Consider the following 14017-nt stretch of genomic DNA (forward strand, 5'->3'; position numbering starts at 1 on the left):
AATGATGCGAAATATTATTATTTTTGGTGCTTCTGGCAATATTGGTCAACAAGCTTTACAAATTATTGAATCAAATCCAAATGATTTTCAGTTAACAGCGGTTAGTATTTATCATAATGTTGCAGTGTTACATAAAATTTTACAAAAAAATCAAACAATTACAATTGTCCATCTTGGCGATGAAACCCACCAAGCAGCATTAGCAACCCAATATCCAAATATAACATTTGTGACGGGTGAAGCGGGGATTGATGCGATGTTAGCGGTTGACCCTACAGCAATGGTTCTTAATGCAATTGGTGGTTTTGCGGGGTTATATCCAACTTTGCAAACTTTAGCGGGTAAAAACAGGACCTTATTATTAGCAAATAAAGAATCATTGGTAGTTGCTGGGGATTTAATTAATAGTTTATTAACAAAAAACAATAATCAGTTATATCCAATTGATTCGGAGCATTGTGCTATTTTTCAATGTTTAGAACAAAATAATCGTTGCCAAGAACTTATTTTAACGGCCTCGGGGGGAATGTTTGCCAATAAGACATTAGCGGAGTTAAAGACAATTGATGAGCATCAAGTTTTACAACATCCAACTTGAACGATGGGACAAAATATTACGATTGATTCTTCAACAATGGTTAACAAAGGATTAGAAATTATTGAAGCTTACCATTTGTTTAAAACAGCGAATATTACGGTAGTCTTACATCCTCAGTCGGTGTTACATTCGGCGGTCCAATATGAAGATTATTCAATTTTAGCACAATTATCAAAACCATCAATGTTACAAGTTTTAAATTATTTTTTATATTATCCAGTTCGGAAACATAATGCGCTCTTGCCACCTTTAGAATTTAATGAACTAATGATCTTAACTTTTCAGAAGGCGGATTTATCTCGTTGAAAAGTGCTACAATTAGCTTATCGTTGTTTAAACGAAAATAATTCTTTGGCAGTTACTTTTAATGCCGCAAATGAAGAATTACGGGGCCTTTTTTTAGCCGGAAAAATTAAGTTTTATCAAATTGTGGACTATATTGAATATTTTATGAATCAGATTAAACCACAAAAATTGGTTAATTATCTGCAAATAAAAAAATTAAATGATATCATTAAAAGAGATATTATTAATTATTTTTCAAAGAAATAATATTATTTGGATTAAAACAAGTAAGGAGTTAAGAAATAAATGTCGGCAGGGATGATAGTTTTAGGTTTTGTAAGTGGGATTATAATTTTACTAATACTAGTTACAATTCATGAATTTGCACACTTTGTTATTGCAAAATTAGCCAGGGCCTATGTCTATGAATTCGCAATTGGTTTTGGTCCCAAAATTTTTTCGTGAAGGAAAAAAGAAACCCGTTATTCAATTCGGATTTTTCCATTTGGTGGTTATGTTTATATTGCTAGTGAACTAGTGGATCCACCCAAAGGACGGGAGGAGGAAAAAGTTCCTCCTGAACGAAAAATGGAAAATATTGCCAAATGAAAACGTTTAATTTTTATTGTGGCCGGCGCTTTAATGAATTTTTTTATTGCTGTTTTTATTTTTACAACAACTTTTGCGGTGTTAAGTTATAAACCATCTGATTTAAATTATTGAGGCGCTAAGTATGATACTAATGGGGCAGCTTATCAAGCCTTAGCTACTGCAACAGATGATATTGGTCAAGATATTATTATTTTACATTATTGATTAGGACCAGATGAAGCGAAACTTACAACGGCATGAGAATATTATTTTAAACAAGGCAAAGATAAAGATGATAATGACCAAAATCAGATTTTAGCAAGTCACTTGGGAACAGTCGCGGATATTCCTAATTATGGAAAAACTGTTAATAATTTTATTAGTAATTTAGAAAAACAATATAATAAAAGTAATACAAAAGATAAGGTTAATTATATTACTCTTGCTTTTGCTCGGGTAAATAGTAAGAAAGAAATTACGATTGATGATAAAATTAAGTTGTTGTTTCAAACTAAAGCGGTGGAATTAACCGTAAAAGGAAAAACCTATGTTGTTGGTATTAGAGCCCCTGACCGTTTATTTAATTCAACTGCGCAAGGATATGGGTATGGATGATGGGAAACACTTACTCAGTCAGTAACCATTTTAAAATCATTTGGGTTATTATTTACTGACCAATGGGGACAATTATCGGGGCCAGTTGGAATTGCCAAAACAATTTCTTCAATTTTAACAAGTGGGCCAGCTGAGTTCTTCATATATGTGGGAATGTTGTCAGCTAACTTATTTGTTTTAAACTTAATTCCAATTCCACCTTTGGATGGTTATAAGTTTTTTGAAACAGGAATTGAAGGAATTGTTGGTGGCACAAAACGGTTGCATGGACGGATTCGAATTTGAAGAAAACGCCATAATCCAGCGGAGCAAAAATTATTATTAGCAGAATATGAAGGAAAAGATCAAAATTGACAGCTACCCCATAAAGCAAAAATTATTATTAATGTGACGGGAGCCGTCTTATTTATCTTATTATTTATTGGAATAACAATTAAAGATGTCTTTTTTTAAGCGGAAAATATAGATGAGGATTAAATGATGGACCAACAATTGATAAAACTATTTACAACAAATAATTTAGCATTCACCGAGAATTATTTTGATGATGCTAAAATCATTAAAACTGAATATAGTACTAGCGAAGGGCTCTTTCGGATTGTAATTGAAATTAATGATTTTTTACCTCCTGAAATTTTATTAAAATTAGAAAAAACTTTATTAGAGAGTGAGATCTTACCAACCAAAATTTCATTGCGAGTATGCCAAAAAAAATATCACTTAGAAACTATTTTTCGTTATTTAGAATATATTCGGTTAAATAAATCTGAATTAAAAAATAGTTTTTTTAGTAAACTAGCCCCAGAACGATTTGCCTTAACAGATAACATTTTAAAAATTTCTGTTCATTCTGAAAGTGAACAGAAATTAGTCGGCGAACACTGTAATTATTATCAGCAAAAACTTCGTCGTTATGGTTTTAATGACTTGCAATTAGCATTAGTAATTGATTTACGAGAAAATAATATTTTAGAAATTAATGAACAAGAGTTAATTAAATATCAAGCAGCAGTGCAAACTGCTATCCCGGTAGTTTCGAAACCACCAATGACGGCAAATGGTATACGAAAAGGAACGAATAACTATAGCAAAGGGAAAATTGGGGAAGCAAGTTATGAACGGTTAATTGATATTGATCAAGATGCTCAAAATGTTAGCATTTATGGGAAAATCTTGAATAAAGAACGTCAATTAATTTCAACGAAAAAATTTATTTATACAATTACAATTACCGATTATAGCGATACGATTAGGGCAAAATTTTTTTCCCGAACAGAACAACCAGATGATTTTATTGAAGCATTAAAAATAAATCAATGAGTTAGTCTTTTTGGTGACATTCGTTATGATACTTATGCCAGTGAACAAATTTTTTTTATTAAAAAAATTTCACAATTAGAGCGTGAAGATTTATATCGCGAGGATAATGCTCCAGAGAAACGGGTGGAGTTACATTTACATACTAAAATGAGTGTGATGGATGGTGTAACTGATATTGCTGAGCTTTTTAAAACGTTACAACATTGAAATCATAAGGCAATTGCTTTTACAGACCATTTGAATGTGCAAGCTTATCCGGAAATTTATAATCTTAATAAGAAATATCCGGATATTAAAGTTATTTATGGGGTCGAAGCGGATGTCTTAGATGATAAGGTATGATATGTTAAAAATCTCCACCATCATAATTTAAGAACTGCTAAGTATGTTATTTTTGACTTAGAAACAACGGGGTTAAGTAGTAGTTATGATGAAATTATTGAATTTGGAGCCGTTATTATGGATGGAATTAGTGGCGAACGCCAAAGTATTAATCATTTGTTTAAACCATCAGTCAAGTTATCATCATTTACGACGGAATTAACGGGAATTACGGATGAATTATTAGCCGATAAGCCAACCTTTATTGAATCAATTGACCAGATTTTAATATATTTTGAAGACGCCATTTTAATTGCTCATAATGCGGAATTTGATATGGGGTTTATTCAATCATGACTAGAAAAAGCGGGACGGCCAAAAATTAATAATACGGTAATTGATACTTTACAATTATCGCGAATTTTAGAACCACATTTAAAAAATTACCGCTTGGGAACAATTGCCCGTTGTTATAGTGTTATTTATAACGAAGAAGTGGCCCATAGGGGGGATTATGACGCGATTGTATTAACTGATGTTTATGAACAACAATTGCGGAAATTAATTAACACTTATGAGATTGAGTTTGATGATCAAATTGACCAAATTCATGATTCGGCAGTTTATAAAAAACTACGGGCAAAACACATGACTGTTTTAGCAAAAAATCAAAGTGGTCTCCTAGAATTATTTCAATTAATTACTGCAGCCCACACCAAGTACTTTTATTTGACTCCCAAATTATTACGAAGTGTTATTGCTGAACATCGGAGTAATTTATTAATTGGTTCATCATGTGTTAATGGTGATGTTTTTGAAACAGCGCGGAATAAAGATTTAACAGAATTACAAGAAGTAATTAGTTTTTATGATTATATTGAAATTCAACCACCAAGTGTTTATAAACATTTAGTTCAAATGGGTGATCTTTCCGAAACAAGATTATTAACAGTTATTAAAGACATTATTTTAACAGCGAAAGAATTAAATAAATTAGTTGTTGCCAGTGGTGACGTGCATTATCTTAATCCTGAAGATAAAATTTTTCGCGAAGTTTATATTAATGCAAAAGGAATTGGGGGTAGACCCCATCCCTTATATGACTATAAGCAACGGGTAAATGAGAACCCAGAGCAGTTTTTACGCACAACAACTGAAATGATAAATGAATTTAAGTTTTTAGGGGATGATGACTTAATTTATGAAATTGTCGTCACCAATCCAAACCGGATTGCTGATCAAATTGAAAAAGTTGAAATTATTAAAGATAAGTTATACATGCCCAAAATTGAGGGTAGTGATCAGTTATTAAAAGAGTTATGTTATCAAAATGCTTATAAAATTTATGGTAATCCCTTACCAGCAATTGTTGCTAGTCGTTTAGAGCGAGAATTAAATGCTATTATCAAACATAGATTTGCTGTTATTTATTGAATTGCTCATAAACTAGTTGATAAATCGTTACAAGATGGTTATTTAGTTGGTTCACGAGGGAGTGTTGGAAGTAGTTTTGTTGCAACAATGAGTAATATTACTGAAGTTAACCCCTTGCAACCCCATTATTTATGTATTTATTGTAGTTATAGCGAATTTATTGTTGATGGGTCAGTTAAATGTGGTTATGATTTACCTGCTCGCACTTGTCCAAAGTGTCAAAAACCATTAAAAGGGGAAGGCCATGATATTCCATTTGAAACCTTCTTGGGGTTTGAAGCCGATAAAGTGCCGGATATTGATTTAAACTTTTCTGGTGAATATCAACCAATTGCCCATGATTTTACGAAAGAAATGTTTGGTGAACGAAGTGTTTATCGTGCCGGAACAATTTCGACTGTTGCTGAAAAAACAGCATATGGTTATGTAAAAGGTTACTTTGAAAGTAAAAATATTTTACATTTAAAGCGGCACGTTGAATTGGAACGGATTGCAAAAGGATGTGAAGGGGTTAAAAGAACAAGCGGTCAACATCCAGGGGGGATTGTTGTTATTCCTAATGAATATGAAGTGGAAGCTTTTACCCCAGTTAATTTTCCAGCGGATGATATTAAATCAAATTGATTAACAACCCATTTTGATTTCCACGCAATTCATGATAATGTTTTCAAATTAGATATTTTAGGGCATGCTGATCCAACGGCGTTACGAATGCTACAAGATTTAACGGGCGTTGACCCAAAAACAATTCCGACTAATGATGAAAAAGTTTTAAGCTTGTTCCGTAGTTTAGATGTTTTAAACATTAAACCAGAAGATATTAATGGTGAAAAAACCGGCGTAATTGGGATTCCAGAATTTGGAACTTTTTTCGTGCGGAAAATGCTATTAGATACGAAGCCAACATCGTTCGCTGATTTAGTACAAATTTCAGGGTTATCCCACGGGACAGATGTTTGAATTGGTAATGCCCAAGACTTAATTCGTAATCAAAATATTACTATTTCTGACGTAATCGGGTGTCGCGATGATATTATGGTTAATTTAATTTATAAAGGATTACTAGCCCAAAGTGCTTTTAAAATTATGGAAGATGTCCGAAAAGGAAAAGGTTTAACAGCGGAACAAGAGCAATTAATGCGGGAAAATAATGTTGAGCAATGATATATTGATTCATGTAACAAGATTAAGTATATGTTTCCAAAGGCCCATGCCACAGCCTATGTTTTAATGACATGACGCATAGCGTGATATAAAATTAATTATCCGGTTGAATACTATGCAACATTCTTTTCAACTCGTACTGATGTTTTTGATATTAAGACCATTTTAAAAGGAGCCGAAACAATTAAGCAAGTTTTACGTGATATTCAAACGCGCTTGGATAATAAATATTTTAATGCGCCAACAAAGCCATCACAAAAAGAAAAGGATTTAATTCCTGTTTATGAAATTGCTTTGGAAATGTATGCACGGGGAATTAAAATGAGTAATATTGATTTAAAAACAAGTCACAATAAAAATTTTACTATTGTCACAAATGAAAATGATGAAAAAATTATTTTACCCCCATTTTCGGCAATTGATGGTTTAGGCGGGAATGCTGGGGATAGTATTATTAATGCCCGCCATGAAAAACCATTTTTATCAATTGCTGACTTACAAAAACGAACAAATATTACTAAAGCGCATTTAGAATCATTTGAAGAACTTGGCATTTTAAATGGTTTATCATTAGATGACCAAATTGTATTTGAGTTTTAAATAAGATATTTTTTTGGTGATTTTCCTTTATAATTAGACTGATTAAGAGGTGAAGAAAATAGCAATTAAATCAGGATTTGTGGCAATTGTGGGGCGCCCAAATGTTGGGAAATCAACATTATTAAATACAATTTTAAATAATAAAGTAGCAATTGTAACCGCTAAAGCACAAACAACCCGTAATCGAATTCAAGGTATTTATAATGATAAAGAATCCCAAATTGTTTTTATGGACACACCAGGGATTCATAAAGCCCATCATGAAATGGGGAAATTTATGAATAAAGTTGCTTTATCAACAACGAAAGCAGCTGATGTTATCTTATTTTTAGCTCCTGTGAATGAACGGATTGGCGATAATGATCGTTATATTATTAAAGCGTTACAAGAACGTGAAATTCCAATTATTTTAGTTGTCACAAAAATTGATTTAGTTTCAAAAAGTGATTTGATGGTAAAAATTGCTGAATGAGAAAAGATTCACCAGTTTACGGCAATTATTCCGATTTCAGCGGTAAAACATCAAAATATGGGCGAGTTATTAACTTTATTAAAAGGACATTTAACAGAAGGACCACAATATTATCCCGATGATATGTTAACTGATCAACCAGAGAAGTTTTTAATTCGTGAAATTATTCGTGAAAAAATTTTGTTATTAACAGAAGAGGAAATTCCACATAGTGTGGCAATTTTAATTGATAAGTTGGAAGACAAACTACAGTTGTTAAAAATTATGGCTTCAATTTGTGTGGAACGCGATTCGCAAAAAGGAATTATAATTGGGAAACAAGGGCGATTAATTAAACAAATTGGCACACAAGCGCGCTTAGAATTAGAGCAAATTTTAGGAACTAAAATATTTCTAGAATTATTTGTGAAAGTTGTTGATAAATGACGCGATAAACCATCAATGATTGCTCGCTTAGGTTATAACAAAGAAAGTTATTAAAAGATAATGGCACAAAAACTTACTGGGATGGTACTCAATAAGCAACCTTATGGCAATGATAGTGAGATTGTTACTATTTTGTCTAATAAAGAACTCGGTAAATTAGTTTTTTTGCGCCAGGAGTGCAAAAAATTACATCAAAAAATTAGTATGCAGTGCAGTTTTTAGAAAATAGTGAATTTGAAATATTTTTAGCATATCAGCATAACAAATTAAATAAATTAAAGACCAGCAATTTATTAACATGTATACTGTAAAAGTAAATCATAAAAAGTTAATAAAATTATAACAAATTAAAAATAAAAAACAATAATCACAAAAAATATTAAATTAAAAATATTTTTTTAATATTTATTTTTAAAATTATAAAATTAAACACAACAAAAAATAAATTTTACTAATCTTAACAAAAACTAATTTAATTTAAAAAAATTTTTTTAAAATATTGTATTGATGTAAAATTTTCCAAGCAAGGTCTAATTGTAGTATTTAATATATTGTAAATTGTAAATAACTTAATATCACTTTATATAATTTTAACGAGTAATAAGGACAAAATCACTTATTAATATTGTTTTACCACATCAAATGATTTGATGTGGTTTTTTTATAAATTTTTTATTTACCGCAATTTTTATTCCCAGTGTTAATTGTAAATCATTCATTATCAAGTTTTTGAATGACAAAACTATAATTCAGACATTTTTGCAAATCAATATCTACAACCATTAAATTATGGTTGATAGTATCTTTATTTTCTACTTTTTTCATAGTTATTTTGTCTATTTTCATTTTTTTTCTTCTGTTTTGCTTTTGTGTTTGATTTTTTCTTTTTTATTACCTGCTTATTTTTTCTATGATATTCTTTTTCTAATTTTTTAAAAAAATTTCCTAAACTTTCAAGCATAAAATTAAAGTGTGCTTCTTTATTATTTTCTAATAACTCTTCTAAATCAGGACTAACAGATAAATTATCCATATATTCCATAAATTGTTTTTCATGTTCTCCACACATAGAAAAAGAGGGAATTAGAAGTAATCTTATTTCTTCACAATAGGGAGAGCAATGCAAATATTTTCATATAATTTCATTGTTTATTTGATTTCTTTGATTAATTCTTTGTATGCTTATTTTTGCCATCAATAATAAGGGTTCTCCCAAATGCTATTAAAATAATTTTCGCTATTATTAAATATTTCAGAATGCCTAATAATTATATTTAATAATTTATCATATAAATTATTTTCTTTTAATCGTTCTTTAAAAATATCTTGATTATCTGTATCTAATACAGAATTAAATAATATTTTTATTTCAGGCTTTTCAGTTTTTAATTCTTTTACAATTATTTCTAAATTATTATTTAAGTTTAAAATTACCTTATAAACTAAATTTTTAGGAACAACAATTAAATTACTAAATATTAGTCAATTTAAAATTAAATTATCTGTTGAAGGTGGATAGTCAATTAACACATAATCATAACTATCAAATGTTGATTTATATTCATTATATATTTTAAAACCAACTTGAAAATACATTTCTTTTGAATAAAATTATTTCAGTACTAATAATGATTTTTTTAAACTTTCTCCACCAGCAATAATATCAATGTTTTTATATTTTGTTTGTTGAATAATATTTTTTATATTATATTCACAATCACTTGCAATAATTTTATGTAATTTTTTTCAATACTAAAATTTTCAGTTGTTCTAGTCAATAATGTCAATGTTGATTGGGTATCTAAATCAATTAATAAAACTTTGTTGTTATCTAGTGCTAATTTATAAGCAACATTTTTACAAAGGCTCGTTTTTCTAACGCCACCTTTTTATTACAAAAACTAATCATCTTCATATTTGCTATTCTCCAATCTATCAAAATAATCTGCTAAAATTTCATTTATTAAAGTTGTCTTACTCCATTTTTTTCTTCATTTTATTTAATTATTTACTATAAGAAGCAGTCTCATTAAGTAAATAATTTTTTATATCTTTTGGCATAATTATTTACCTCCTTTTATTTATTGTGTTATAAATAACACAATTAGCACTTTAAGCACAATTTACACTGCTATGAAATAATTCTCTAAATTAGCAATTGCAACGCGTTCTTGTTGCATTGTATCCCGATTTCGGACGGTAACTTTCTGGTCTGTCGCTGATTCAAAATCAAACGTTACACAAAATGGTGTCCCAATAGCATCTTGGCGGCGATAACGTTTACCAATATTCCCCGTTTTATCATAGATACATTGAAAACGCATTAATAGTTCTTCATACAACTGATATGCCGCTTTGTTTAATTGTTTGCTTAATGGAATAACCGCAATCTGATAGGGTGCTAATAAGGGACTTAATTTTAACACAACTCTTGTCTCATTATCACTAACTTTTTCAATATGATAAGCATCATATAAAACTGCTAACATCAAGCGGCCAACACCAACTGATGGTTCAATAACATGCGGTAAAATTTTTTCATTTGTTTCTTGATTTAAATATGTTAAATCCTGTTTACTCACTTCACTATGACGACGTAAATCATAATCGCCACGGTCGGCAATCCCCCATAGTTCACCCGTTCCAAATGGAAATTTATATTCAATATCAATTGTGCGTTTAGCATAATGAGCTAGTTCACTAGCATCATGCTCGCGGAAAAGATAGTTTTCAGCCTTTAAATTAATTAATGTTAAAAATTTCGTTACTTCTTGAACTCAGTATTCAAATCAATCAATCTTTTCCTTACTATCATAAAAAAACTCTAATTCCATTTGTTCAAATTCCCGTGTTCGAAAAATAAAATTTTCTGGCGTAATTTCATTTCGGAATGACTTCCCAATTTGGCCAATTCCAAAGGGCAATTTTTTTCGTAATGAACGTTGAACATTTTTAAAATTAACAAAAATTCCTTGGGCTGTTTCTGGTCGTAAATAAACAACTGATTTTTCATCTTCAATCACACCCTGGTTTGTTTTAAACATTAATTCAAATTGACGAATATCCGTAAAATCATGCGCTCCACAATTTGGACAAGAAATATTTTTTTCAGTAATAAAAGCTGATAATTGTTCATTGCTTCACCCCCCACAATTAAGTTTCGGATAATTATCTTCAATTAGTTTATCAGCTCGCATTCGCATTTTACATTTTTTACAATCTAATAATGGATCAGCAAAATTACCCAGATGACCAGAAGCTTTTCATACATTATTGTTCATTAAAATCGAACTATCAAGACCAACATTATATTTTGACTTAGCAATAAAATGTTGTCATCACAAATTTTTTAAATTTCGTTCTAATTCAATTCCCAATGGTCCAAAATCTCAACTATTTGCTAAACCACCATAAATTTCACTTCCTTGGAAAACAAAACCTTGTGTTTTTAAATGATTAACAACTTCCTTTAATGTATATTGCATTAATTGTAACTCCTTCTTATTTCTCTAATCTCAATTATACTATGTTATTCTTTAAAATAAATTTATTTTTCCCGCATTTCATAAATACTACACGAAAAAAATACCAACTTTCGTTAAATAATACTCACATAACATTTTAAATAACATCATCAAAGCTTTTATATTAATCTTATTATGAAAATAAAAATTATCATGAAAATTAACATTAAACATTTTAACTAGTTCAATTGACAAAAGATAATCGCTTGATAATAAACAATTTTTGCAAAGATATCCTTTGTATACTTGTATATTGTAAAACTAAATCATAAAAAGTTAATAAAATTATAACAAATTAAAAATAAAAAACAATAATCACAAAAAATATTAAATTAAAAATATTTTTTTAATATTTATTTTTAAAATTATAAAATTAAACACAACAAAAAATAAATTTTACTAATCTTAACAAACACTAATTTAATTTAAAAAAATTTTTTTAAAATATTGTTTTGATGTAAAATTTTCCAAGCAAGGTCTAATTATGGTATTTAATATTTCTAAAATAGATTTTAATCTATTACGAATATTAATTAATGGCTCATTTTGAGCCAATCAACGCCTTATATCTCTATTTATTCTTTCTACTAATGCTTTCTGGCGAATTTTACCAGAATCACAAAAATAAACTCTTATTTTAAAGTGTTTTTCTATTGTTTTTCATCTATAAAATTCTTTTCCTCTATCGGTTTTAAAATACAACTAAATTTACTAATACCAATTTGTTTAATCATTTTCATTAAAATTGTTATACTAGACTGCACCCAAAAAAGTAAGTAAAGAAAAAAAGTCTTTGCTAAACTTTAAAGGAGGTGCATTTTTATATGGCAAGAAAAGGACAAAAATTTAATAAATATACAGCATATTTTCGAAAAATGATAGTACAAGAGGTTAAAAATAATAGTATAAGTTTTATTGCAAAAAAATATCAAATTAATAAAAAAACTGTTGCTTCATGGTATGAAAATTTTAAGAAAGGAATTTTAAACACCAATAAAGGTCCAAAAGAATCATTTGAAAAAAGAGATTTAAACTATTACAAAGTTAGGTATGAATTACTAAAAAAGCTTCATGACTTTTACAATTAAATAAAAGAAAAATTGTATCTTTTATCAAAGAAAACATTAATAAATATCCACTAAATTTATTATTTGATATAACAGATTTAAAGCGTAGTTATTGAGATAAATATAAAAATTATTTAAGTAATGGTAAGGATAGCGAATCATTAAAAAATATTGTAAAAGTCTATGAAGAAAATTTAAAACAATTTGGTTATCGTCGAATTACCAAATATTTAAAAGAAGATTATGGCATTGTTTATAATGCTAAGAAAGTATTGCGAATTATGAAAGAAAATAATATTCAAGCTGAATATGTAAAGCGTATGCGTAGAAAAATATTAATAAAACAAAATAGAAATAAAAATATAATTAAATATCCTGATTTAGTAAATCGTAATTTTAATGATATTAAAGAAAGATTTTCAATTTTATTTACTGATGTAACTTATTTAATTTGAAATGGTAAAAAACATTATCAATCAACAATACTTGATGGATATACTAAAGAAATTATTGATGTAAAATGATCAAAATTTAATAATAACAAACTTGTAATTGATAATTTAAATGATGCAATTAATAAAATTAAAAAAATAAAAAAAGATTTAAATAAAACAATAATTCATTCAGATCACGGATATCAATATATATCTAAAGATTATAATAGTAAATGTTTAGATAACAAAATTATAATTTCAATGGGTAAAAATTATCATTGTGCAGACAACATTATTATTGAAAGTTTTCATTCATTACTTAAAAAAGGAACAATCCATAATAAAAATTATAAATCTCATAATGAATATATTAATGATGTTAAAAAATGAAATAAATGATATTCAAACCAAAAAGAAAAATATATAATAAATGAAAGTTTGTAAACCTTTTTATTAATACTTACTAAACGGGGTGCAGTCTACTACTATACAACACTTGCCTTTTTACTAAATAAAATATGATAAAAAAGTATTTTTGATTTACGATTTACTAAAACTAACAAATAAAAATTACCACAATCAAGAGTATCCATTTTTCAAATTCCACTAAAAGTTAAATCATTTCTATAATCATTTAAAAATTTCTTATAATCTCTAATATTAAGTAATTTTCCACGATTATCATTTTGTTCCCCATTTTTTGTTTTTCTTTTTTTATTTTTAAAATATAACATTTCTTTTTTTAAATTAAAATAACCTAATTTAATATATTTATACATTGTTTTAAACATACACCAAATTTTACATTATATTGTAATTCATACGAAGTAATAATATTTTGTGGCGAACGACCAAAATTATTATATTCATTAGAAAAATGACTTAATTCTTGTGAATTTAACATTGAATATTTACGACATTGTTTTTTATTTTTATCATGTATTTTTTGTCCTTTTGCAGCATTATAATCATTAATATTATCAAACAATATTTAACTCTTGCCAAATAGTTCTATAATCTCTATCCATTTGCTTAGCAATTTTTCGAATATTAATTGTTCCATTTTTCTTTTTAAATAATTCATTATCTTTTAATTTTTCCAAATTTACTCTTTCATTAAAATCTAATTTTTCATATTTTTTCATACTTTACCTCCTAAAATATTT

The 14017-nt window shown here is 28.1% G+C and carries 12 protein-coding genes and 2 pseudogenes; 8 read left to right on the forward strand and 6 right to left on the reverse strand.

The window, feature by feature from the left end; all coding sequences use genetic code 4:
• Position 1 precedes the first annotated feature (1 nt).
• From dxr to AACK78_RS01865, 5 genes are read left to right on the forward strand one after another with little or no spacing between them, the layout of a single operon-like run.
• A complete protein-coding gene (dxr, locus tag AACK78_RS01845; protein WP_338955981.1) occupies positions 2-1150 on the forward strand; it encodes a 1-deoxy-D-xylulose-5-phosphate reductoisomerase in 1149 nt (382 codons plus the stop codon).
• Between the two features lie 39 nt (positions 1151-1189).
• Complete coding sequence (locus AACK78_RS01850; RefSeq protein WP_338955983.1) at positions 1190-2542, forward strand: site-2 protease family protein; 1353 nt, start codon at positions 1190-1192, stop codon at positions 2540-2542.
• 24 nt (positions 2543-2566) lie between these two features.
• Entirely contained in the window at positions 2567-6928 is a 4362-nt protein-coding gene (locus AACK78_RS01855) for a PolC-type DNA polymerase III (RefSeq protein WP_422396869.1), read from the forward strand.
• Between the two features lie 58 nt (positions 6929-6986).
• Positions 6987-7880, forward strand: coding sequence for a GTPase Era (gene era, locus AACK78_RS01860; RefSeq protein WP_422396879.1), 894 nt, complete (start codon positions 6987-6989; stop codon positions 7878-7880).
• Between the two features lie 6 nt (positions 7881-7886).
• Positions 7887-8048: a hypothetical protein gene (locus AACK78_RS01865; RefSeq protein WP_338955989.1), complete on the forward strand. Its 162-nt coding sequence runs from the start codon at positions 7887-7889 to the stop codon at positions 8046-8048.
• 583 nt (positions 8049-8631) lie between these two features.
• On the opposite strand, the gene AACK78_RS01870 is transcribed toward AACK78_RS01865, so the two are convergent.
• The 5 genes from AACK78_RS01870 to AACK78_RS01885 all read right to left on the reverse strand — a co-directional run bounded on the left by AACK78_RS01870 (position 8632) and on the right by AACK78_RS01885 (position 12052).
• Positions 8632-9021: a hypothetical protein gene (locus AACK78_RS01870; protein ID WP_338955991.1), complete on the reverse strand. Its 390-nt coding sequence runs from the start codon at positions 9019-9021 to the stop codon at positions 8632-8634.
• Complete coding sequence (locus AACK78_RS01875; protein ID WP_338955993.1) at positions 9009-9422, reverse strand: ParA family protein; 414 nt, start codon at positions 9420-9422, stop codon at positions 9009-9011. The genes AACK78_RS01870 and AACK78_RS01875 overlap by 13 nt, the downstream gene beginning before the upstream one ends.
• Before the next feature lie 104 nt (positions 9423-9526).
• Positions 9527-9667, reverse strand: coding sequence for a hypothetical protein (locus AACK78_RS07320; protein ID WP_422396880.1), 141 nt, complete (start codon positions 9665-9667; stop codon positions 9527-9529).
• Positions 9668-9949: 282 nt separating this feature from the next.
• Positions 9950-11311, reverse strand: a complete 1362-nt coding sequence (locus AACK78_RS01880) for a glycine--tRNA ligase (protein ID WP_338955995.1) — start codon at positions 11309-11311, stop codon at positions 9950-9952.
• Positions 11312-11770: 459 nt separating this feature from the next.
• Positions 11771-12052, reverse strand: coding sequence for a hypothetical protein (locus AACK78_RS01885; protein WP_338955997.1), 282 nt, complete (start codon positions 12050-12052; stop codon positions 11771-11773).
• A 122-nt stretch (positions 12053-12174) separates the two neighbouring features.
• Here AACK78_RS01885 and AACK78_RS01890 point away from each other — a divergent pair, with 122 nt between their 5' ends.
• The 3 genes and pseudogenes from AACK78_RS01890 to AACK78_RS01895 all read left to right on the forward strand — a co-directional run bounded on the left by AACK78_RS01890 (position 12175) and on the right by AACK78_RS01895 (position 13295).
• Positions 12175-12438: a transposase family protein gene (locus tag AACK78_RS01890; protein ID WP_338954390.1), complete on the forward strand. Its 264-nt coding sequence runs from the start codon at positions 12175-12177 to the stop codon at positions 12436-12438.
• Positions 12439-12611: 173 nt separating this feature from the next.
• Positions 12612-12677, forward strand: a pseudogene (locus AACK78_RS07325) (hypothetical protein); the annotation flags it as partial.
• A gap of 21 nt (positions 12678-12698) precedes the next feature.
• Positions 12699-13295 carry a DDE-type integrase/transposase/recombinase gene (locus tag AACK78_RS01895; RefSeq protein ID WP_338955999.1) on the forward strand — a complete coding sequence of 199 codons (597 nt, stop codon included), beginning with the start codon at positions 12699-12701 and terminating at the stop codon, positions 13293-13295.
• 44 nt (positions 13296-13339) lie between these two features.
• On the opposite strand, the pseudogene AACK78_RS07330 reads toward AACK78_RS01895, so the two are convergent.
• Positions 13340-13996, reverse strand: a pseudogene (locus AACK78_RS07330) (helix-turn-helix domain-containing protein); the annotation flags it as partial.
• Between the last annotated feature and the right edge of the window lie 21 nt (positions 13997-14017).

The organism is Spiroplasma endosymbiont of Polydrusus cervinus, from assembly GCF_964019755.1.
Taxonomy (GTDB): Bacteria; Bacillota_I; Bacilli_A; order Mycoplasmatales; family Mycoplasmataceae; genus Spiroplasma.